Source organism: Clostridium hominis (assembly GCF_014287825.1).
Taxonomy (GTDB): domain Bacteria; phylum Bacillota; class Clostridia; order Clostridiales; family Clostridiaceae; genus Clostridium; species Clostridium hominis.
The window spans coordinates 91,907-114,395 of the sequence record NZ_JACOOO010000016.1 but is presented as its reverse complement, the minus strand read 5'-3'; the positions used below and the strand labels follow the sequence as shown (position 1 = coordinate 114,395).

Here is a 22,489-nt window from a genome sequence, read left to right as displayed (position 1 = left end):
ATATAAATTTTTATTTGGTGGTACCTAAAGTAAATTTAGGTAGCACCAAAATGTTATAGGGGAATAAAGGAGGACAAAAATATGAAATATAAGTTTCCAAAGAACTTTTTATGGGGTTCAGCAACAGCTTCTTACCAAGTTGAAGGTGGAGTTAATGAAGGTGGTAAGGGGGTAACAGTATGGGATACATATTACCACAGTGAGGATAGAGGATATACAGGTGATGTAGCAGCAGATCATTACCATAGATATAAAGAAGATATTAAATTATTAAAAGAAATGGGACATAACACTTATAGATTATCTATATCTTGGGCTAGAATTTTTCCAAATGGGTATGGAGAAATAAATCAAGAAGGATTAGATTTTTATAATGATCTTATAAATGAATTAATAGCTAATGGAATTAAGCCGAATGTAACTATTTATCACTGGGATTTACCACAAAATTTATTAGATCAAGGTGGATGGTTAAATAGGGATAACTTAAAACATTTTGTTGATTATGCTAAATGTTTATTTGAAAACTTCGGAGATAGAGTTGATATTTGGACTACAATAAATGAACCTGCTTCAGAGGTAATGGGAGGATTTGTTCAAGGAGCACATCCACCACTAGAAAAGAACTTAGCAAAAGCATTCCAAGTTTCACATAATATGAATATGGGACATGCTATGATAGTTAAATTATTTAGAGAAATGAATATGAAGGGTGAAATAGGTATAGTTTTAAATCCAATGCCAGTACATCCAGCCAGTGAGAGTAATGAAGATAAGGTAGCTGCAGAAAAAGCATATGATTATTTTACTAGATGGTATGTTGCTCCAGTTATGGTTGGGGAGTATCCAAAAGCAATGCTAACAGAATGTATAGAGAGATATAAGTCTCCAATTATAGAAGATGGTGATTTAGAGTTCTTAAAAGAAAATAAGATGGATTTCTTAGGAATTAACTACTACATGAGAAGAGTAGCAGCTCATAATGAAAGTGGAAATTATGAAAAAATTAACGAGCAATTTAAATTTGTAAAAGTTCCAGATGGATTATATACAGATTGGGGCTGGGAGATATATCCTGAAGGATTATATGAGTTATTAGATGATATAAGAAAAGAATATGGTGAGATGCCAATTTATATAACAGAAAACGGAATGGGAGCTATAGATAAGATAGATGAAAATGGTGAAATAAATGATGACTATAGAATTGACTATATTAAGCGTCATATAAAAGCTATGCATAAGTGTATAGAAAATGGTATAGAGATTAAAGGATATTATGTATGGTCAGCTATAGATATTTTATCATGGACTAATGGATATACAAAGAGATATGGATTAATTCATGTAGATTTTGATACTTTAGAAAGAAAGATAAAAAAGAGTGGAAAATGGTATAAGAAAGTTACAGAAAATAATGGCTTAGAAGAATAAGGAGATAAGAATTATGAAAAATTTACCGTATAGACAAATACATTTAGATTTTCATACTTCAGGAGATATTCCTGAAATAGGAGTAGAATTTGATAAAGAAGAATTTGGAGAAATATTAGAAAAAGCTAGGGTAAATTCAATAACATGTTTTTCTAGATGTCATCATGGTTACCTTTATTATGATTCAAAAAAGTTTCCTGAAAGAATACATCCACATTTAAAAAATAAAAATATTTTAAAAGAGCAAATAGAAGTATGTCATGAAAAGGGAATAAGGGTTCCAATATATTTACCTGTTGAATGGGATGAATATACTGCAAAAGAGCATCCAGAGTGGGTAATAATAGATGAAAATGGAGCTCCAGTTCAAAAGGTATTTGATGCAGGGTTTTATAATGCAATTTGCGTAAATACTCCTTATTTTGATTTCTTAAAAGAACAAATAAAAGAAATAATCGAAGAGTTTAGTCCTGTAGATGGATTATTTATAGATATATTAAATATTAAAGATTGTTGTTGTAAATACTGTATCTCGGAAATGAGAAGTAAAGGTATAAATGCTGAAGATAGAGCAGAAAGAATAAAGTTTGCTCAATTTAAACTTGATAGATTCAAAAAAGAAATGACTGAATTTATAAGAGAGTATGATTCAGATTGTGATATTTTTTATAACGTAGATCACATAGGAACTAAGCATAGAAAAGCAATTGAGACATTTACACATTTAGAGATAGAGTCTCTTCCAAGTGGTAAATGGGGATATATGCACTATCCTGTAACTATAAGATATGCAAAAGAGTTAGGACTAGAATGTATTGGAATGACAGGGAAATTCCATACAGCATGGGGAGATTTCCACTCAATAAAGAATAAAGAAGCTTTAGAGTTTGAATGTTTTAATATGTTAGCTACTAATGCTGGTTGTAGCATAGGAGATCAACTACATCCTAGGGGAAGACTATGCAAAAATTCTTATGAATTAATTGGAGATGTTTATAGGGAAGTAGAAAAGAAAGAACCTTGGTGCATAGGTGCAGAAGCTGTAACTGATATTGCTGTTATGGCTACAGAAGAATATCTTCCATATGATAAAAAATTAGTTATGGATGATTTGGTTGGAGCTACAAGAATGCTTCAAGAATTAGGGCAACAATTTAGTATAATTGATTCTTTAAGTGATTTTAGTAAATATAAGCTAATTATTATGCCTGATAATATTGTTGTTAACAGTGAGTTAAAAGAAAAAATAGATAATTATATTAAAAATGGCGGAAAGATAATTGCATCTTATAAATCAGGATTAGATAAAGAAAGTAATAAATTTGAATTAGATTCATTAGGTGTTAGATTTATATCTGAGGCAGAGTATAGTCCAGATTTCATAGTTCCAGAAGGTAAAATTGGAGAAGGGCTTTACAATATGGAATATACAATGTATATGAAAGGGTTAAAGGTTGAAAATACTTTAATTGGACAACCTTTAAGTTATGCTAATAATCCATATTTTAATAGAACATGGGAACATTTTTGTTCGCATCTTCATACACCGTCATCAGGTGAAAGAGCATATCCTGCAATTGTAGGTACAGAAAGTTCTATATACTTCTCTCATCCTATATTTTCGCAGTACGAAGCTAATGCTCCAAAATGGTGTAAGATTTTAGTGAGTAATGCAATTAAGATGCTTATTGGAGATAGTATTGTAGTAAGTAATTTACCATCTACAGCTTTAATTAATTTAAATGAGCAAAAGAAGGAAAATAGATTTATATTGCATGTACTACATTATATAGCTCAAAGAAAAGGATCAACTATAGATATAATTGAAGATAAGATACCACTATATAATTCAGAGTTTAGCCTAGCGCTTAACAAAGATATAAAAGGCATAAAGCTTGTGCCAAATAATACAGAATTGAAGTGGAAATTAGAGGATGGAAGAGTTAAGTTTGCCGTTGAAAAAATAGAAGGTCATCAAATGATAGAGATAGAATATTAAAATTATTTATGCTATAAAAGTACTTCTAGTATTTTTATAGCATAATATATTTTTTTATATTAAAAATATAAGAAAGAAAATATTTATATCGCATTAAATAAAGTCTATAATATAGTTATAGTTAAGGAAACTCACTACTCATATACATTCGTAGGAGTACACTTACAGTGTAAGTCCAAATGTCCAAATTTAAATTTGAATTTTCTTAACTTCAAACTACCAAATCGGAGATTTGGATTTTCGTTACAGAATGGAGGATTAATATGAAAAAGGTTGAAGAAAGATTTTTAGAATATGTTAAAATCGATACAAAAAGTGATACTACAACAGGAACAACTCCAAGTACAAAAGGACAACTTGTTTTAGCAGATATTCTTGCTAAAGAACTTAAGGAAATGGGATTAAATGATGTAACTATAAGTGAGTATGGATATGTTTATGCAACATTAGAAAAAAATTGTAATAAAAATATTCCAACTATAGGATTCATAGCTCATATGGATACAGCTCCAGATTATAGTGGAAAGGATGTAAATCCTCAAATAGTTAAGAATTATGATGGTGGAGATATAAAACTTAATGAAGATACTGTATTATCTCCAAAGTTTTCACCAGAGCTTAAAAACTATGTAGGAAAAACATTAATAACTACAGACGGAAATACTCTTTTAGGAGCTGATGATAAAGCTGGTATAGCTGAAATAATGACAGCTGTAGAATATTTAATTAATCATCCAGAAATAGAACATGGGGACATTAAGATAGGATTTACTCCAGATGAAGAAATAGGAGAAGGCGCAGACCATTTTGATGTTAAATACTTTGGTGCAGACTTCGCTTATACTCTTGATGGAGGAGCTATAGGTGAGTTAGAATATGAAAACTTCCATGCTGCTGGAGTTAAAGTAACTATTAAAGGTGTTAATGTTCACCCTGGATATGCAAAAAATAAGATGGTAAACTCAATAACTATTGCAAATGAATTTGCTTCTATGGTGCCTGCAGATGAAGTTCCAGAAAAGACTTCTGGCTACGAAGGATTCTATCATCTTATAGAGCTTAATGGAACAGTTGAAAATACATCAATGCAATATATAATAAGAGATTTCTTTGATGATACTTTTATTAAGAGACAAGAAAAATTAAAAGAAATAGAAAAAACTTTAAATAATAAATATGGTGAAGGAACAGTAACTGTAGATATAAAAGAGCAATATAGAAATATGAAAGAAATGGTTGAACCAGCAATGCACATAGTTGACAATGCTAAAAAAGCTATGGAAGAGGCTGACGTTATACCAGAAATTAGACCTATAAGAGGTGGAACAGACGGATCAAGACTTTCATATATGGGATTACCAACACCTAATATGTTTACTGGAGGAGAAAACTTCCACGGTAAATATGAATATATAGCTATAGAATCAATGGAAAAAGCTGTTCAAGTTGTTGTAAATATAGTTAAAAACTATGCTAAATAGTGCCTGCGGCAGAGGAACAGATTATCTGTAATAAAATTAAGAATTTTAATATACAAAGGATAAAATGTTGATTACGACTAAAATATAAATGTTCTATGGAAGATAAAAGTTACTAGGATGAAATAAATAAGTCTATCGACGGAAGAGTTAGGAGTGTTATTTTTGGTAGATAAAAAGATATACGATGGATATTTAGAAATACTTAAAGAAGAAATAGTACCTGCAATGGGATGTACTGAACCAATAGCTATAGCTTATGCAGCAGCTAAAGCTAAAGAGGTTTTAGGTGAAATGCCTAAAAAGGTTATAGTTTGGTGTAGTGGTAATATAATAAAAAATGCTAAATGTGTAACTGTTCCGAATACAGGAAATTTAGTAGGGATAAAGGCAAGTGCTATAATTGGAGTTTTAGCTGGTGATGCTAGTAAAGGATTAGAAGTTATCAATGTTGTTGATGATGCTAGTATTGAAAAAGCTAATGAACTAGTTAATACAGATTACTGTGAAGTTAAGAGGTTAGATACAGAAGTTCAACTTCATATTTTAGTAGAAGCATATGGAGAGAATAATAAGGCAACTGTAGAAACTAAGTTTGCACATACAAATATCTGTAAGATAACTAAAGATGAGGAAGTTTTACTTGAGGTGGAAGAATCTCCAGATAAATACTTAGGGGTATTTGTTGATAGAGGTATATTAAATGTAAAAGATATATATGAATTTGCAAATACAGTTAAAATTGAAGATGTTAAAGAACTTTTAGATAAGCAAATAGCTTATAATATAAGCATAGCAGAAGAGGGCTTAAAAGGTACTTATGGTATAGGAATAGGGAAGGTTATTTTAGAAAGCTTCCCAGGAGATTCTGTAGTTACTAAATTAAAGGCTTATGCAGCAGCAGCCTCTGAAGCTAGAATGACTGGAAGTTCACTACCTGTTATGACTAATAGCGGAAGTGGAAATCAAGGTATGACAACCTCTATTCCAGTTATAATTTATGCTAAGGAAAAAGGTCTTACAGATGAACAATTATATAGAGGATTAGTATTCTCTAACCTTATGACTATTCACCAAAAAACAGGAATAGGTAGACTTTCAGCATTCTGTGGTGCTGTTAGTGCAGGATGTGCTAGTGGAGCTGCTATAACGTATTTAGAAGGTGGATCACTAGAGCAAATTAATAAAACAGTAACAAACACTCTTGCAAATGTATCAGGAATAGTATGTGATGGGGCTAAAGCTTCATGTGCAGCTAAAATAGCAACAAGTATAGATGCGGCTATGATGGCACACTATCTTGCTATGTCAGATCAGGCATATCGTGCTAATACAGGAATACTTAAAGAGGATATAGAAGATACTATAACTGCTGTCGGTAAACTCGGAAAAGAAGGTATGAAAGAAACAGATAAAAAGATTTTAGATATAATGCTAGAAGAGTAATATTACAAGCGAAGCTCGTAGGTGAAAATTCGACTTTGTCGAGATGAAAAGGCTGCTAGGCAGCAGGGAAAAGTTAACTGAAGTTAAAGTGAAAAGTATCTATGATAGTACTTTTCACTATTGCCAGAGGCAATAGTTTCCCTGTCATGTCAGTGGCCTTTTCCCTTTTGATGAAGTCAAACTTTTCGCCAAAGTATTTACGTTTTAAATGAGTTTCAGTTATTGAAGCTCATTTTTTAAAACAGTTGACCAGTGTATCATATATTAATCAAATTTATAGGGTAAGAGAGGAAAATATGAAAAGAGTTTTGAGAAGTTTGACTTTATGTATGATGTTGTTTTTAGTTAGTTGTAGTAATGATAAATATCAACTAATTACTTTCGATAAAAATGATATATGGGGTATAAAATTAGAAATGTATCAGAAAACAAAAGGTCCTATTACAGTGAATATGCAAGAATCAATATTTTATGAAGAGCAAGCAGATAATGCATTAAAGTTAATGAAAGATGATATTAAAAGTATTTAGAAATTTAATAAATTAATTAATGATAAGATTGAAGTTTATATTCTAGATAAAGTTTTTTTGATAACAGTATTTATATAGATGATAATAAAATATACTGCACTTATGATAGTGTTGAAAACAATGAATATAGAGAGCAACTTGTAAGAGCTGCATATTCACCCTTGAATAATGCGGTATTGAAGAATCAGTTGAGCCATTCATAAATTTATAAATTTTAGAATATTCTACTAATAGTTAATTGTTTGTTGGAGGTTATGAATGGGTTATTATATTAAAGTAGAAGCTAGGGTAAATATTTATGTTGAGGATCTTAATCCTGAGGGTACTAAAACAATCTTGTTTCTACACGGTTGGCCTGGAAGTCATAAGTTGTTTGAATATCAGTTTGATCAGCTTCCAAAGTATGGGTACAGATGTATCGGAATAGATACTAGAGGCTTTGGGGAGTCTGATAAGCCTTATAATGGATATAACTATGACCGTTTATCGGATGATGTTAGATGCGTAGTAGAAACTCTAAATCTTAGGGATTTCACACTGGCAGGACATTCAACAGGGGGAGCGATGGCTGTTCGATATATGTCCCGACATAAAGGTCATGGTGTATCTAAACTTGTTCTTATTGATGCGGCAGCTCCTACTGTTATAAAGCGTCAAAATTTCCCGTATGGTTTAGAAAAAGAAGATGTAATCAAAATTATTGAAGGAACATTTACCGATCGTCCTAAAATGCTTAGGGATTTCGGGGACACATTTTTCTTTCAGTATATAACTGAACCATTGTCTGATTGGTTTTTTCAGTTGGGATTACAGGCAGCAGGCTGGGCAACTGCAGCCATTGCAAATACTTGGATAAATGAAGTACTATTTTCTGATTTAGAAACAATAAATGTTCCTACTTTAATTATTCATGGAATTCATGATAAGGTTGTTCCATTTGAACTAGGTGAAGTACAAAACCAAAGCATTAAAAATTCAAAACTTATACCATTTAAATACAGTGGTCATGCGACATTCTATGATGAACGTGATAAATTTAACAAGGAATTGACTAAATTTATTGAAGAATAAAGTTTTGGCAACATAGAATGTCTTAATAAAAAACACTAAACTTAAACAAATTACATGAGAACGGATATGATGGTTCTGGTGTTGCAATTGCTATTATAGATGCTACATTACTAGTGGATCATGTGGAGATAAAAGATAATCTAAAGTTTTATAAAGCTCTTAGTCGCGAAAAGGACATTGCCGAGATGCATGGAGTAGCAATGACTTCTATTGCAGTTGGAAAGAATATAGGCGTTGCGCCTAAAGCTGACCTTTATTTTGTAGCTGATGATGTTTATAATTTTGAACAAAAAAAGGTGGATTTCACAAATTATGCTGAAGATATTTTAAATATTATTGAACTAAATAAGTCCTTGAAAAATAAAATTAGAGTAATTTCAATTTCGAGTGGTTATTCAGATAAGGAATCTGTACTAGGTGCTGATGAATTGACAGAAGCTATAAAAAAAGCTGAAGAAAATAACATTGCAGTATTATGCTTAATACCAGGGAATGAAATTAATGATTTCTCAAGCTTAACTAGAGTATCTTATGAGGATGTTAATGATATTAATAATTATATGCCATATTTGTATGAGCCATATGATAAAAATATATATGTTCCCACAGATAAAATAACCTACGCATCTTCTTTAGGTGAGGAAGACTATGCTTATGTATCATGGGGTGGGATGAGTTCTATAGTTCCCTATGTAGCTGGATTATATACCTTAGCATGTCAAGTTGATAGTAGTATTACTATTGAAAAATTAATCAAATAATAGAGCAATAAAATGTAGTGATTTTTTATGAACTTAAAATAGGTCAACTAATATTTAGTTAAATAAAGCATATAGTTAATGTATAAAGTCTAGTTTAGCAATTAGACTTTTTGAACAATTTTAAATTATTGTAAAGCATAAATTAAATATTAAATTAATTAAAATACCGTATATTCATTTGAATTATACGGTATTTTTTATTGCGTAACTCAGAAATATTACGCAATATGAAATTACTTCAAATTAGTTAAGAAAATTGAATAGTGCGGTACAAGATAAATTATCTTAGATTAATATATCCAATGAATTTAGGGAAAAATAACTTTGCAACAATAATTGGATATAATCAGGAGGAAATTATGAAAAAATATTTAAGTTGTTTTTTAATTACATGTACCTTAATGATGTTACAGTCACTTTGGTGCAGTGAGGTAAGTGCTGAACATTTTATTGAGGAACCTACTAATTCATTAAGATGTACCAATAGTGAAGAATCTCCTATTCCTAAACTAGCAAAGCTTAAACAAATTTCGTCTAATCAAATTCAGATAAGTTATGATATGGATGTGGATATGGATCTTGGTACAAAAGCAACTAATTACTGGGTTCAAGATACAAAGAATGCTACACCAGAATATATAGCTACTCTTGGTAAGAATGATAAGGTAAATGAAAATAATTCACTTACTGATAACCTAGTTAAAATTAATTCAAAAGATGGTTCATCAAAAACATTTGTATTAACCTTTAGCCAAGATATTCCTAAAGGAAAAGAGTATAACCTAATAATTTGTTATGTAACAGTTAAAGGGGCTCCGCCATATAGTGGAGATAATGGAGCTGCAACATTTATTGGAAAGTAAAGGTAGCTACAATTTAAAGTTAAAGTGAAAATATCGCATTATTCAAAGGTGAATATGCGGTATTTTTTAATTTGAAATTCAAATATATTACGCATTCTGATTATATTGCGTAATAAAAAATGATCTTTTAAAATTGAATAGTATGGTATTGGAAGTATATGTTATAATTTATTTATTATATACATTGTAAGATATATTACAGCATAAAATGAGAGGTAAGAAAATGAAAGATAGATATAAATTAACAATAATCCACCTAATATTGTTTATTTCTGCATTGGGTATAGGTGTAATAACTGAAAAACCATATAGATATGTTAATGAATTTTCATGGGTAATATTATTAGTTAATACAATGCTATTTTTAATTTTAATTAAGCAATTCAAGGTTAAAGAAAATAGTATTATCAAGTATTTATTAATTATTTTAGGAATATTTATAATACTTATTATTGATAAGGATTATTTTTATTCATCATATATTCAAAGCACACCAGATATAATATTTCCATATAGTATTTTGATATTAAGCAACGTTTTAATAGTACCTTTTGTTTTTATTTTTGATTGTATATACACATTAAATTTATTTAATATATCATTTATAATTATACCTTTATATATAATAATACTTATGATTGCTAGTAAAAAAGTGTTGAAGTTAAATGGAAAAAGAGAATAACTTTTAAATATATTATAGGAATGCCGTATTATTCAAAAAGAATATACGGAATTTTTTAATGCGCAATTCAAAAATATTACGCATTCTGAAATTATTGCGAAGCAATTAATAAAAAAAGTTCTTTGAAAATTGAATAGTAGGCTATTTACAAAATATGTTATAATCAACTCGTAATTATATTGAATTGTAATGAAAATAGAGTGAAATTTAAAAGGAGGAGGATTATGGGGAAGGTTATTAATATACGAAAAGTAGATGCTGGTGACGCTAATACATTAGCCTATATACAAACAGAATCATGGAAAAGTGCATTTAATAGAATTTTATCTAAAGAAGATTTAGATAAATATACTGATGTGAATAGAGCAATAGAATTATATAATATGTTGTTAAGTGAAAATATTGGCAATGGTTTCATACTTACAATTGATGAAAAGCCTCATTGTATAGCATATTGGGATAAAACAAGAGATGATGAAATGGAAGGATATTCAGAAATTATTTGTATTCATAGTTTATGCGATAATTGGGGAAAAGGATATGGAACAGTAATGATGAACTATATCTTAAGAGATATCAAAAATGCAGGATTTAGTAAGGTAATGTTATGGGTGTTTAAAGAAAATAATAGAGCACGTAAATTTTATGAAAATCAAGGTTTTGTCTTAACTGAAAAATCTAAGAAATTTAGTAATGCTATTGAGGTGATGTATTGTAAAGATTTATAAGAAATAAATACAATTTGCAGCACAGCAGTAAAAGGCTTAAAATCTAAACCTATTATTGATATTATGCCGGTAGTGGATATCTTAGATGAAGTTGACAAAGTAGCAAATGAGTTTGAACAAATTGGCTATGAATATTTAGGCGAGTTTGGGATTATCGGAAGAAGATAGTAAAAAACAATATGGAGAATTGAAAGAACGATTAGCATTAGAATATCCATATGATATAGAAAAAATATTGTGATGGAGAAGATGAGTTTGTGAAACAGTTAGAAAAAAGGCTTTAAATTGGAGAAATGGATAAATTCCAATTTAGCAATTAGATTGAATTAACAAAAGTATTGTTTTGTGCTTTAAAAGTATAATGTTATCAATGAGAGTTAAGTAGCAATTGTATTATATGGCAAATAACAGATTATTTATATTTTATACTAAATCTAAATAATTGTACGAGGTGATTATGGTGGAAAATTATTGTAAACACAAACCTAAAAATCTATTTGCACGACATTTTGTCTGTAAATATTGTGGAAAGAGGATTGTCAGTAAGAACAAAATACCGATTGCTATAGCATGTATTGCTTCCGTTATCATAAATTTATTAATAAGATATTATTTTTTTGAGGACCCTAATTTAATTATTACTGTTTTTACATTTCTAATCATAACGATTTTTTGCTTGAGTTTAGGCTGGATATGCTTGCTTTTTATAGGGTTTAAAGAAAAATTAAATTCGTAAACTATTACGAAAATAAAATTAATTAATTTAGCTCCAAGCAAAAACTGCAATAATATCAAAGTATAGTTTGTAAGGAACGATAAGGTAGATGTTTTAGTAGGATTTTATAAACATATGGGATTTCAAGTTTTTAAAAAATCTGAGTTTTATGAATAAGGTAATCCATTTTCTATATTGCATATGAAATTAAAATAATAATACAAGTTATAATATTATTAACCGTTATAGGTAGTGATATTGTTATTAAGAAAAAGTTGAGTATTTAATAATAAGGAGCCACATTAGTATAAAAGTTATACTAGTATGGTTCTTTTTATTTTTACTTAAATTCATAGAATGGAAGTATAGGATAAAGAAAAGAAGGAGTGTTTGGGATATGAAAATAGGCGTAATTATGGGAGGGGTATCTTCTGAGAGGGAGGTATCAATAAAATCTGGAGCAGAAGTTGTTAAGTATTTAAATAAGGATAAGTATGAGGAGATAATTCCAATAGTAATTGATTCTAAAAAGGATGTAATTGAAAAAACGAAGGATATAGATTTTGCTTTTATAGCAATGCATGGTAGATTTGGTGAAGATGGTACTATTCAAGGGGTACTTGAAACTTTAGGAATACCGTATAGTGGATGCAATGTACTAACTAGCGCAATATGTATGAATAAAGGATTAACTAAGAGGTTAGTTAAAACTGTAGGAATTAAGACAGCACAGTGGATTACTGTAAAATCAATAGAAGAAATAGATTATTCAAAAATTAGAGAGATGGAGTATCCTGTATTTATAAAGCCTAATAATGGAGGATCTAGCGTATCAACATTTTTTATTAAAGATGAGAATAGTGTAGAGAATGCAGTTAGAGAAGGTCTTAAATATGATAATGAGGTAATGATAGAAAAATATATAGAAGGAGAAGAAATAACTTCTTTTGTTTTAAATGGAGAGGTTTTTCCAACTATATTAATAAAAGCAAATAAAGGTGAGTTTTTTGATTATGCTTCTAAATACGATGATGGTGGAGCTAATGAAGAAATAGTAACTTTAAATGATGAAATGCAGGAAAAAGTAAATAATATATCTAAAGAAATATGGAGTTTATTAGGTTGCAAGGGTTATGCACGAATTGATATGATAATAAGTAATGGAGAACCATATCTTTTAGAGGTAAATACTTTACCAGGAATGACAACATCAAGTTTAATTCCTAAGAGTGCAGAAGCGGTAGGTATGAGTTTTACAGAATTATTAGATAGGATAATAGAGTATTCCTTAGAATAGGAGTTGAAAGAGTGATTTTTTCTAGCTTAGAATTTAATAATAATGAACCTATATATCTACAAATTGAAAATTATATAAAATATATGATAAAAAATAATATGGTAGTTACTGACGCAAAGCTTCCATCATCAAGGGATTTAAGCAAGATTTTAGGAGTAAGTAGAAATTCTGTAATAGTTGCTTATGAAAACTTAGAAGCAGATGGTATTGTGTATACTATAAAAGGAAGAGGAACCTTTGTATCTAAAAGTAAAGAGGATTATAAAAATGGATGGAACTTATCTTGGGATAATATGATAAATAGCTATGGAAGATTAGCTGAGGAGCTAGATATAGTTAAAACAGAAATACCTTGGGAAAAGGGAATGATTTCTTTTAAAAGTATTTCACCAGATGGTGCCTTGTTTGATATTGATGAGTTTAAAAAGTCTTTTTTAAACAGAATATCTTTAGAAGAAGATAAGATCTTAAACTACGGATATGCTCAAGGATATAAACCTCTAATAGACTATCTTTTAGAGTATATGAAACAAAAAGGAGTTAGTGTAGAAAATAAGGATATTATAATTACAAACGGATTTACTGAAGGATTAGAAATGATTTTAGACACCTTTTGTAATTTCGGTGATAAGATATTATGTGAAAATCCAACACATAATACATCTATAAAGATAATGAAGGTTCTTGGCTTAGATATAATTGGAGTAAAAATGAATCAGGATGGAATTGATATAGAAGAACTAGAAAATAAGTTAAAGAATAATAAAATTAAGTTTGGATATTTAATTCCATCATATCATAACCCAACTGGAATAGTTATGAAAGCTGAAAAGAGACAGCGAGTATATAATTTATTTAGAAAGTATAACATTCCTATAATTGAAGATGGCTTTAATGAGGAGCTTTTATATAATAGTACTCATATTTCACCTTTATCTTCTATAGATAAAGGTGGAAATGGAGTAATTTATATAAGTAGCTTCTCTAAAATACTTTTCCCAGGATTGAGAGTGGGGTGGATATTAGCAGATAAAAGAATAATAGATGTTTTAGAAAGTGTTAAGAGATGTAAAAATATCCATACTTCATTTTTAGATCAAGGTATTTTATATGAATATTTAAATAGTGGAGCCTTTGATAAAAATGTAAAGAGGATAAGAAAGGTTTATAGAGAAAAATATGATTTTGCATTAAATTGTATTAATAAATATATTAAGCCTGATTTTATATGGGGAGAAGGGGCTCTTCATATTTATATTGGAATAGAAGGAGTAAAATCAAGAGAACTTCTAAAAGAATGTTATAAGAAAAATGTTATATTTACTCCAGGAGATATCTTCTCTGTAGATAATTCTTGCGAAAACACTCTTAGGATAGGATTAACAAGATTAAACTTAGAACAGATTGAAGAGGGAATAAGGATAATTGGAGAAAAGGTTAAAGAGCTAAGAGAAAGGATAAGATTTAATGAGGATAAATAAACTTCTTAGCAATTATGGAGTTTGCTCAAGAAAAGAAGCTAATAGGATAATTGAAGAAGGTAGAGTTATAGTAAATGGTGAGTTAGCTTTTCCGGGGCAGTGGGTAGAAGAGTATGATGATATTCTTTTAGATGGAGAGAAATTAAAACCAAAGGAAAGAATTTATATAGCTTTAAATAAGCCTGTAGGAATAACTTGCACAGCAGCAAATGATGTTGAGGATAATGTAATTCAGTACATGAATTATCCAGAGTATATATTTCCAGTAGGAAGATTAGATAAACCGTCACAGGGACTAATTTTGATGACAAACGATGGTGATTTAGCTAATGGAATATTAGAGGCAGATAACAATAAAGAAAAAGAATACATAGTAACAGTAGATAAAGAGTTTGATGATAAATTCATTGAAGGAATGTCAAAGGGAGTAGATATTGGTGATGCTACTACTAGACCTTGTAAGGTAACTAGAGTAAATGATAATACCTTTAATATTATTTTGACTCAAGGATTAAATAAGCAGATTAGAAGAATGAGTAAAGCTTTTGGGTTTAATGTAGTGAAGCTAGATAGAATTAGGATAATGAATATAAAGATTGATGGAATAGAATATGGAAAGTGGAGAAATCTAACAGAAGAAGAGGTTAAAGAATTAAGAGAAAATACCAAATAAGTTTTATAGTATTAATATAGGATATTATTGAAGAAAGGGTTCATTTATGAATCCTTTAAATTTTTATTAATATGGAAAAGCAATAAATATATTAGCAAAGATAGCTACTTTAAATAAAAGCTATTTATAATATGGTAAAATAATATTATAATTAAAGTAATGGGGTAGGAAGGATGGATAAAGTATTTTGGAGAATAGATGCAATGTGTTATCAGAATGTGAGCTTTTAAAAGACCTATTTGATAAAGTAAGAGTGATAAATCCTTTAAATAATGAGATCGTAGATTTACCTCATGAAGGAGTTACTGTAAGTAAAAGTAAATGCTATAATATTTGGAAGCGAAAAAGCATGTGTGAAAATTGTATATCTATAAGAGCATTTAATGAAAATAAAACTTTTATAAAGGTAGAATATAAAGATGCTAGAATATATTCAGTTACAGCTACACCAACTAATAAAAATGGAGAGCGATATGTTATTGAATGTATTAAAGATATAACTGAATCTATGCTTATAGACGAGATGGGTAGCATATCTATAGATGATATTTACAATAAGATTAAAAAGTTAAATGAATTAGTTATTACAGATGAATTAACAGGATGCTATAACAGAAGATATCTTAATGAAAGATTACCTTTAGAGATAAGTGAATCTCAAGAAAATGGCGAGGGATTATCAATTGTAGTTATGGATATAGATAATTTTAAAAATATAAATGATAAATATAGCCATCAAGTTGGAGATTATGTTTTAAAGGAAATAGGGAAAATAATAAGAGATAATATTAGAAAAGAATATGATTGGGTATCTAGGTTTGGTGGAGAAGAATTTCTAATAGCATTTAAAAATATAGATAATGAAAATGCATTACGCTCTACAGAAAGAATTCGTAAGACTATCGAAGCATACAAGTTTATATATAATGATTTAGATATAAATGTGACTGCAAGCTTTGGAGTAGTAGAATTATCAGATGAAATAAATGAGATGAATGCACTTATAGCAGCTGCAGATAAGAATTTATATAAAGCAAAAGAATTAGGGAAAAATATGATTATAAAATAAATAGATATTTAGTCCACAATATTTGTAAGGATATTGTGGACTTTTTTAGCAATAAAAAGATAAAATGTGGAAAATAAAACCAAAAAGATGTAATATGTTAATGTAATACATAATAATAAGGGGGCAAAGATTATGAAAACTGTTGCAATAATAGGTGCAGGTCAAAGAGGACAAGATATTTATGCAAATTTCATTAAAAATCATAGTGAAATGGGGAAGGTTGTTGCTGTAGTTGAACCAAATGACTTTAGAAGAGAAACTTTAGTAAGAGAGCATGATATTCCAAGGGAAAATGTATTTACTAATTGGGATGATTTCTTTAAAAGAGAAAAGTTAGCTGATTTAGCTATAATATCTACAATGGATAGATTACATTATGAACCAACAATGAAAGCTTTAGATAAAGGTTATAATATTTTATTAGAAAAACCTATGTCTATAAATAAAGAAGAATGTGTTGATATGGTTAAGAAGGCTGAGGAAAAGAACTTATTACTTATGGTATGTCATGTTTTAAGATATACACCATTCTTTACAAAATTAAAAGAAATAATAGATAGTGGGGAAATTGGAAAGGTAGTTAGCATTCAACACAACGAAAATGTAGGTGCTTTCCATATGGCTCATAGTTTTGTAAGAGGAAATTGGAGAAATTCTGATGAAAGCTCTCCAATAATATTGCAAAAGAGCTGTCATGATATGGACATACTATCATGGCTTGTAGATGATGAATGTGAAAGTATTTCTTCCTTTGGAGAATTGAGTTTCTTTAATAATGATAATAAGCCAGAAGGGGCAGCAGATAGATGTGTAAACTGTAAGGTTGAAGATTGTGTATTTGATGCAAGAAAGATATATCCACCAATGAAAGGTGGATGGCCATCAACTGTAGTAAGTGAAGTTCAAACAGAAGAAGGTATCTTAAATGCTATATCAGAAAATGCATATGGTAGATGTGTATTTAATTGTGATAACAATGTTTGTGATCATCAAAGCACTATAATTAAATTTAAAAACGGTGTTACAGCTACGTTTAGTCTTTCTGCTTTTACTGATGAAATCTCAAGAACTATAAAGATAATGGGAACTAAAGGTGAAATAAGAGGACATGAAGGTAAAAGAGAGATTGAAGTAGTTAAGTTCAGATCAAATGTAAAACAAGATAAAGATATAACAGTTCATAAGATTGAGATTCCAGTAGGTGGACATGGTGGCGGAGATAATGGCTTAATGAATGAGCTATTTAGACTATTAGAAAACAAGTCAATCGAGTCACTTTCAAGTGGAGCAAAATCATTACAAAGTCATCTTATGGCTTTTGGAGCTGAAGACGCAAGAGTTAATAATACAGTGGTAAAAATAAAATAATTATTAAAATTAGCCAATAGAATTAGTTTCTATTGGCTATATTATTTTAATCCAAACTTGAAAATAGTCTTCTAATGAGTCTGAAACTAAATATCTACCTAATATGGCACCAGCTTTTTTATTGATTTGATATATAGTAAGTGTTCATTTAAGTTATCTTTATCAATAATAGTATTTTTAATGATAATAATTTAAGTATGCAGGAGAAGTATAAACTCTTGTTAAATAAAAGACTATAAAATTTATCATATTAAGATATTATAATTAGTGTTAAAATTAGAAATATATAATAGTTTAATATAAATATTTCTAGAGATAAAATATTTAACTAAGCATAGTAGGTAGATAAATAAAAAATAGTTTTAATACAGGAGGATTTGTTATGAAAATTGCATGGATAGGTGTAGGGGTAATGGGTAGATCTATGGCTCTAAATTTAAAGAAGGCAGGACATTCAGTTAGTGTATACAATAGAACTTTATCAAAGTGTGAAGGTTTAGAAGGCGATGGAATCAAGGTTTGTAGTACAATTAAAGAATGTGTAAATGATGCAGATGCTATATTTACTATAGTTGGATACCCTAAGGATGTTGAGGAAGTATATTTAAGTGATTATGGTATATTTGCTAATGCCAAAGAAGGGTCATATATAGTTGATATGACAACATCTTCACCAGCCTTAGCTAAAAAATTATCTGAAATAGGTACTAAGTTTCATGTGTTAGATGCACCAGTTTCAGGTGGAGATATAGGAGCTAAAAATGGAACTTTATCAATAATGGTTGGTGGAGAAAAAGAGGATTTTGATTATTTAACTCCCGTATTTGAAGCTATGGGTAAAAATATAATTTACTTAGGGAAAGCAGGAAGTGGGCAAAACTGCAAGGCCTGTAATCAAATTGCTATAGCAGGGACAATAGCAGCTGCTGCTGAAGCTATGCATTATGCAAAAAGTGTTGGATTAGATGGCAATACTGTATTAAATGCTATTTCTAAAGGTGCTGCAGGAAGCTGGCAAATGGATAATAATGCACCTAAAATGTTAAATTCTGATTATGAACCAGGATTTTTTATTAAGCATTTTATTAAAGACCTAAAGATAGCAAGAGATACTATGGAAAGTAAAAGTGAAGAGCTTCCAGTTTTAAATAAAGTATTAGACCTATATGAAAATCTTGCAGAGAATGGATTAGAGGATGAAGGAACTCAAGCTATTATTGAATATTACAAATAAGATAAAAGAAAAGTTGAAGGTTAAGGGGAAGAGGATATGAAAAAGGTATTAGTTACAGGGAGTAATGGATTTTTAGCATCGAGATTTAATGAGTATTATAAAGATAAATATGATATCTTAGCTTTAAGCCATAAAGAGTTAGATATAACTAATGAAAATCAGGTTTATGATTTCTTTAAAAATAATAACATTGATATTGTTTTTCATTCTGCATCCATATCAGATACTGGTAGGTGTCAAAGAGAGATTGAATTAGCTAAAAATATAAATGTTGATGGAACTATAAATATAGCAAAAGGATGTGAGTTAAATAACTCAACATTAATTTTTGCAAGCAGTGACCAGCTTTATGCAGGAAATGAAGAGGAAGGGCCTTATAAAGAAGATATTATTTTAAGACCTAATAATATATATGGGGATACAAAATTAGAAGCTGAAAAAGAAATTAAAAACATACTTGAAAAATATTATAATTTAAGATTAACTTGGATGTTTTCATATGCTGAGAGAAATAAAAGAGTTAATACAAACATAATTACCAATATTTTAAATGCAGCATTAAAGGGAGGAAAAATATCATTAGCAACTAATGAATATAGAGGTATTAGCTATGTTTATGAAGTTATAGAAAATATAGAAAAGCTAATGAATATACCTTTTGGAGATTATAATTTTGGTTCTGAAAATGATATTTGTACCTATGATATTGGATGTAGTGTCCTTGAAAATTTAGGGTTACAGAACAGAATTGAAGATATAATTATTAAAGACACAGAAAGATTTAAGGATAAGAAAAGAGATCTTAGAATTAATAACAAAAAGCTAAGAGATAATGGAATTTATTTTGATAATACTGGAGAAGCTATATCAAGATGTATAAAAGAATTCAATAGATAATTGCAAGGAAGGTAACAGGTTATTTTGAAATGAATAAAAGGCTATTTTTAAAATTAGGAGTATTGTTATTAGCTCTATCACTTGTCTCATGTGGAAAGGAAAACAATTCATCAGGAGAAGAAGGTGAAAAAACTACATCTCCATCTATCGAAAATGCAGTAGAAAGCAAACAAGAGGATGATGACGTACAAAAAAATACACAACAAGATACTCAAGAAGATGAAACTAAAAATGGGGTGTTCGTTGTTGCAGGTGGTACTAATAAAGTGCAGGACATTTGTGAATATTATTTAGATGGACTTGAGGTTACGCCAAGAATTGAGCCTTCAATTATAACTGGAACCTATTCCGACTATAATGTAAAAACTGAAGGTAATATTTATATAGATGTAATTCTAGGTGTAAAAAATTTAATGAATGAAGCTAAAATGTCAGACGACATAATAACTGCAAAGATAAAAATTAACAGTAATGAGTATACGTGTTTTTCAGTGGTAGAAAGTGCTGATGGTTCTGATTTAGAAAACTATGCTTCAATAAAACCACTAGAAACTAGAAAAATTCATTACGTAGCTGAAGTTCCTATAACAGAAGCTACTGGTGAAATAGAGATCATCTTAACTATCAATGGAAAAGATTTTAGTAATAAGTTTAATTTAGAAGGTATGATGCCTTAGAAAGAATATATAGAAACTGGTAGAATATTAGAAAAGAAGGCGTTGCAAAATTAACTATCAGAGATGTATTTTTTACTGATAGATTTGAGCCATATTAAAATTATGAAAACTAAAAAGTCGGCAATCTGCCGACTTTTGTTTTGTTATTTTATTGTGAATTTATCGGTGAGAATTTTGTTATAAGTAGTATGAAAAACTTTTTTGAAGTTATTTAATAAGTAAGATAAAATAGTTCATAAGAGAAAAAATTATAAATGGAGATAAAGCATGTTTACAGTAATGATAATAGATGATAATGAACAACTTCAAAATGAAATTGGAAATTTATTAACTATAAATGGCTATTCAGTTTTAAAGCCAAAAGCTTTTGATAAGATACCACAAATAGTAAAAGACAATAGTCCAGAGTTAATTTTATTAGATATAAATTTACCAAATGATGATGGGTTTAAGATATGTACAGAAATACGTAGTTTTTCAAAAGTGCCTATAATTTTTATAACAAGCAGAAATACAAATATAGATGAGCTTATGGCAATTACTTTAGGTGGAGATGATTTTATTACAAAGCCATATAATACTCAGATACTTTTGGCTAGAATAAATGCACTTATTAAAAGAGCATATCCTAATGAGTCAAATTTAGATATAATCGAGCATAATGGGTTAAAATTAAATATTTTAACTAGTACGATTGAGCATAATGGAAATAGTAAAGAGCTTACTAAAAATGAACTAAAAATATTGTATTATTTATTAATTAATAAAGGAAAAATTGTATCTAGAGCCGAAATAATGGAGTATTTATGGGACAGTTCTATGTTTGTAAATGATAATACACTTACAGTAAATATTACAAGGATAAGAAATAAAGTTGAAGAAATAGGATTAGAGGATTTTATTAAAACTAAAAGAGGGCAAGGATATATAATATGAGTTTAAAAGATTACTTAAGAAGTAAGATAGGAACAATAGCATTAAATAGTATAGCTCTTATAGTCTTGTCTGTATTCCTTTTAAGTATAGGCAATGAATTAAAAGCAATAATGATAATAGGTTTATGGTGGATTGTTATTTTATCTATATATTTTTTTAGTGCTTATAGAAAAAGAAAAGTTTATTTTGAATTAATAAAGAAATCTGTATCAAAGATAGATAAAAAATATTTAATAAGTGAAGTTTTAGAGCTACCACCTTTTATTGAAGCGGAGCCATATTATTATCTTTTAAAAAAATCAAGCAAATCAATGAGGGAAGAAATAAATAAAGAAAAGTTAAGACTTAAAAATTATAAAGAGTATATAGAACAATGGGTTCATGAAGTAAAGACTCCTATATCTCTCATAAAATTAATAGAAGAAAATAATAGGACAACAAAAAGTTCAGCAATACTTATGCAATTAGAAGAAATTGATAGGTATATTGAGCAAGCACTATTTTATGCAAGAAGTGAAGAGGTAGATAAGGATTATCTAATTAAGGAAATAAGCTTGCAAAATTGTGTTAATACTGTAATTACTAGAAATAAGCAAGGCTTTATTTTAAATAATATAGATATAGAAATTTATAATATAGATAGTATGGTATATTGCGATAGTAAATGGCTTGAATTTATTTTAAATCAGATAATAGTAAATGCTATAAAATATAGAAGCAATGAAGGTGCAATAGTGAAAATATATGTAAGTGATGTGAAGAATGGAATCAAATTAATTATTGAGGATAATGGAATTGGAATACCTTCAGATGAATTAGATAGAGTATTTGAAAAAGGATTTACAGGAAATGTAGGACGAATAAATAATAAATCTACAGGGATAGGATTATATTTATGTAAAAAATTATGTGATAAGTTAGGATTAATAATAGATATAGAATCAGAAATAAGTAGTTATACAAAGGTTAGTATTACTTTTCCTATAGGAAGCTTTATAATGAAACTAACTACTCATTAAAGTTAGTAGAGGTAACTTCCACTAGCTAATTCAGAGATTTAGAGTGTCAATCAGGTTCTAATTTAGTAATGTTACAACATTGTCACCTAAAAGTAATATTAAATCGAATCAACAATGAGCTATATAAGTTA

20 protein-coding genes and 1 pseudogene are annotated in these 22,489 nt (G+C 28.9%); all 21 read left to right on the top strand.

What is annotated here, in order from left to right; genetic code table 11:
• Nucleotides 1-81 precede the first annotated feature (81 nt).
• The 21 genes and pseudogenes from H8S20_RS08750 (at nt 82) to H8S20_RS08650 (ending at nt 22,358) form a co-directional block, all read left to right on the top strand.
• On the top strand, nt 82-1,434 hold the full coding sequence (locus tag H8S20_RS08750) for a GH1 family beta-glucosidase (protein ID WP_032117631.1): 1,353 nt from the start codon (nt 82-84) through the stop codon (nt 1,432-1,434).
• 13 nt (nt 1,435-1,447) lie between these two features.
• Nucleotides 1,448-3,433, top strand: a complete 1,986-nt coding sequence (locus H8S20_RS08745; protein ID WP_186859883.1) for an alpha-amylase family protein — start codon at nt 1,448-1,450, stop codon at nt 3,431-3,433.
• 263 nt (nt 3,434-3,696) lie between these two features.
• On the top strand, nt 3,697-4,914 hold the full coding sequence (gene pepT / locus H8S20_RS08740) for a peptidase T (protein ID WP_186859882.1): 1,218 nt from the start codon (nt 3,697-3,699) through the stop codon (nt 4,912-4,914).
• 225 nt (nt 4,915-5,139) lie between these two features.
• The gene (locus H8S20_RS08735) at nt 5,140-6,357 is read left to right on the top strand and encodes an L-cysteine desulfidase family protein (RefSeq protein WP_186860050.1); all 1,218 of its coding nucleotides are present in this window, start codon (nt 5,140-5,142) and stop codon (nt 6,355-6,357) included.
• A 296-nt stretch (nt 6,358-6,653) separates the two neighbouring features.
• The gene (locus H8S20_RS08730) at nt 6,654-6,887 is read left to right on the top strand and encodes a hypothetical protein (RefSeq protein ID WP_186859881.1); all 234 of its coding nucleotides are present in this window, start codon (nt 6,654-6,656) and stop codon (nt 6,885-6,887) included.
• A gap of 258 nt (nt 6,888-7,145) precedes the next feature.
• Nucleotides 7,146-7,958, top strand: a complete 813-nt coding sequence (locus H8S20_RS08725; RefSeq protein WP_186859880.1) for an alpha/beta fold hydrolase — start codon at nt 7,146-7,148, stop codon at nt 7,956-7,958.
• A gap of 83 nt (nt 7,959-8,041) precedes the next feature.
• Nucleotides 8,042-8,719, top strand: a pseudogene (locus tag H8S20_RS08720) (S8 family serine peptidase); the annotation flags it as partial.
• 359 nt (nt 8,720-9,078) lie between these two features.
• The gene (locus H8S20_RS08715) at nt 9,079-9,582 is read left to right on the top strand and encodes a hypothetical protein (protein ID WP_032117637.1); all 504 of its coding nucleotides are present in this window, start codon (nt 9,079-9,081) and stop codon (nt 9,580-9,582) included.
• A 223-nt stretch (nt 9,583-9,805) separates the two neighbouring features.
• A complete protein-coding gene (locus H8S20_RS08710; RefSeq protein WP_186859878.1) occupies nt 9,806-10,264 on the top strand; it encodes a hypothetical protein in 459 nt (152 codons plus the stop codon).
• Between the two features lie 224 nt (nt 10,265-10,488).
• On the top strand, nt 10,489-10,992 hold the full coding sequence (locus H8S20_RS08705; protein WP_186859877.1) for a GNAT family N-acetyltransferase: 504 nt from the start codon (nt 10,489-10,491) through the stop codon (nt 10,990-10,992).
• Between the two features lie 3 nt (nt 10,993-10,995).
• Nucleotides 10,996-11,160, top strand: coding sequence for a GrpB family protein (locus H8S20_RS20860; RefSeq protein WP_436231595.1), 165 nt, complete (start codon nt 10,996-10,998; stop codon nt 11,158-11,160).
• A 944-nt stretch (nt 11,161-12,104) separates the two neighbouring features.
• Nucleotides 12,105-13,004 (top strand): D-alanine--D-alanine ligase, encoded by a 900-nt coding sequence (locus H8S20_RS08695; RefSeq protein WP_186859876.1) that lies wholly within the window; start codon nt 12,105-12,107, stop codon nt 13,002-13,004.
• 14 nt (nt 13,005-13,018) lie between these two features.
• A complete protein-coding gene (locus H8S20_RS08690; protein WP_366456025.1) occupies nt 13,019-14,485 on the top strand; it encodes an aminotransferase-like domain-containing protein in 1,467 nt (488 codons plus the stop codon).
• Nucleotides 14,472-15,158, top strand: a complete 687-nt coding sequence (locus tag H8S20_RS08685) for a pseudouridine synthase (protein ID WP_186859874.1) — start codon at nt 14,472-14,474, stop codon at nt 15,156-15,158. Before H8S20_RS08690 ends, H8S20_RS08685 begins: the two co-directional genes overlap by 14 nt.
• A 187-nt stretch (nt 15,159-15,345) precedes the next feature.
• The gene (locus H8S20_RS08680) at nt 15,346-16,227 is read left to right on the top strand and encodes a GGDEF domain-containing protein (protein WP_042281298.1); all 882 of its coding nucleotides are present in this window, start codon (nt 15,346-15,348) and stop codon (nt 16,225-16,227) included.
• 132 nt (nt 16,228-16,359) lie between these two features.
• Complete coding sequence (locus tag H8S20_RS08675) at nt 16,360-17,595, top strand: Gfo/Idh/MocA family protein (protein WP_186859873.1); 1,236 nt, start codon at nt 16,360-16,362, stop codon at nt 17,593-17,595.
• Nucleotides 17,596-17,977: 382 nt separating this feature from the next.
• Complete coding sequence (locus H8S20_RS08670) at nt 17,978-18,829, top strand: NAD(P)-dependent oxidoreductase (RefSeq protein ID WP_186859872.1); 852 nt, start codon at nt 17,978-17,980, stop codon at nt 18,827-18,829.
• Nucleotides 18,830-18,865: 36 nt separating this feature from the next.
• Complete coding sequence (locus tag H8S20_RS08665; protein WP_186859871.1) at nt 18,866-19,726, top strand: SDR family oxidoreductase; 861 nt, start codon at nt 18,866-18,868, stop codon at nt 19,724-19,726.
• Between the two features lie 29 nt (nt 19,727-19,755).
• A complete protein-coding gene (locus H8S20_RS08660; RefSeq protein WP_186859870.1) occupies nt 19,756-20,403 on the top strand; it encodes a hypothetical protein in 648 nt (215 codons plus the stop codon).
• Between the two features lie 267 nt (nt 20,404-20,670).
• Complete coding sequence (locus H8S20_RS08655; protein WP_186859869.1) at nt 20,671-21,339, top strand: response regulator transcription factor; 669 nt, start codon at nt 20,671-20,673, stop codon at nt 21,337-21,339.
• Complete coding sequence (locus H8S20_RS08650; protein ID WP_186859868.1) at nt 21,336-22,358, top strand: sensor histidine kinase; 1,023 nt, start codon at nt 21,336-21,338, stop codon at nt 22,356-22,358. Before H8S20_RS08655 ends, H8S20_RS08650 begins: the two co-directional genes overlap by 4 nt.
• Nucleotides 22,359-22,489: the final 131 nt, after the last annotated feature.

Excerpts from the sequence above, each read along its gene's own strand:
- H8S20_RS08705 (WP_186859877.1), top strand. The coding sequence starts at position 10,489 with ATGGGGAAGGTTATTAATATACGAAAAGTAGATGCTGGTGACGCTAAT.
- H8S20_RS08695 (WP_186859876.1), top strand. The coding sequence starts at position 12,105 with ATGAAAATAGGCGTAATTATGGGAGGGGTATCTTCTGAGAGGGAGGTA.
- H8S20_RS08670 (WP_186859872.1), top strand. The coding sequence starts at position 17,978 with ATGAAAATTGCATGGATAGGTGTAGGGGTAATGGGTAGATCTATGGCT.
- H8S20_RS08675 (WP_186859873.1), top strand. The coding sequence starts at position 16,360 with ATGAAAACTGTTGCAATAATAGGTGCAGGTCAAAGAGGACAAGATATT.
- H8S20_RS08750 (WP_032117631.1), top strand. The coding sequence starts at position 82 with ATGAAATATAAGTTTCCAAAGAACTTTTTATGGGGTTCAGCAACAGCT.
- H8S20_RS08715 (WP_032117637.1), top strand. The coding sequence starts at position 9,079 with ATGAAAAAATATTTAAGTTGTTTTTTAATTACATGTACCTTAATGATG.
- H8S20_RS08745 (WP_186859883.1), top strand. The coding sequence starts at position 1,448 with ATGAAAAATTTACCGTATAGACAAATACATTTAGATTTTCATACTTCA.
- H8S20_RS08710 (WP_186859878.1), top strand. The coding sequence starts at position 9,806 with ATGAAAGATAGATATAAATTAACAATAATCCACCTAATATTGTTTATT.
- pepT (WP_186859882.1), top strand. The coding sequence starts at position 3,697 with ATGAAAAAGGTTGAAGAAAGATTTTTAGAATATGTTAAAATCGATACA.
- H8S20_RS08665 (WP_186859871.1), top strand. The coding sequence starts at position 18,866 with ATGAAAAAGGTATTAGTTACAGGGAGTAATGGATTTTTAGCATCGAGA.
- H8S20_RS08725 (WP_186859880.1), top strand. The coding sequence starts at position 7,146 with ATGGGTTATTATATTAAAGTAGAAGCTAGGGTAAATATTTATGTTGAG.
- H8S20_RS08660 (WP_186859870.1), top strand. The coding sequence starts at position 19,756 with ATGAATAAAAGGCTATTTTTAAAATTAGGAGTATTGTTATTAGCTCTA.
- H8S20_RS08735 (WP_186860050.1), top strand. The coding sequence starts at position 5,140 with ATGGGATGTACTGAACCAATAGCTATAGCTTATGCAGCAGCTAAAGCT.
- H8S20_RS08730 (WP_186859881.1), top strand. The coding sequence starts at position 6,654 with ATGAAAAGAGTTTTGAGAAGTTTGACTTTATGTATGATGTTGTTTTTA.
- H8S20_RS08655 (WP_186859869.1), top strand. The coding sequence starts at position 20,671 with ATGTTTACAGTAATGATAATAGATGATAATGAACAACTTCAAAATGAA.
- H8S20_RS08685 (WP_186859874.1), top strand. The coding sequence starts at position 14,472 with ATGAGGATAAATAAACTTCTTAGCAATTATGGAGTTTGCTCAAGAAAA.
- H8S20_RS08650 (WP_186859868.1), top strand. The coding sequence starts at position 21,336 with ATGAGTTTAAAAGATTACTTAAGAAGTAAGATAGGAACAATAGCATTA.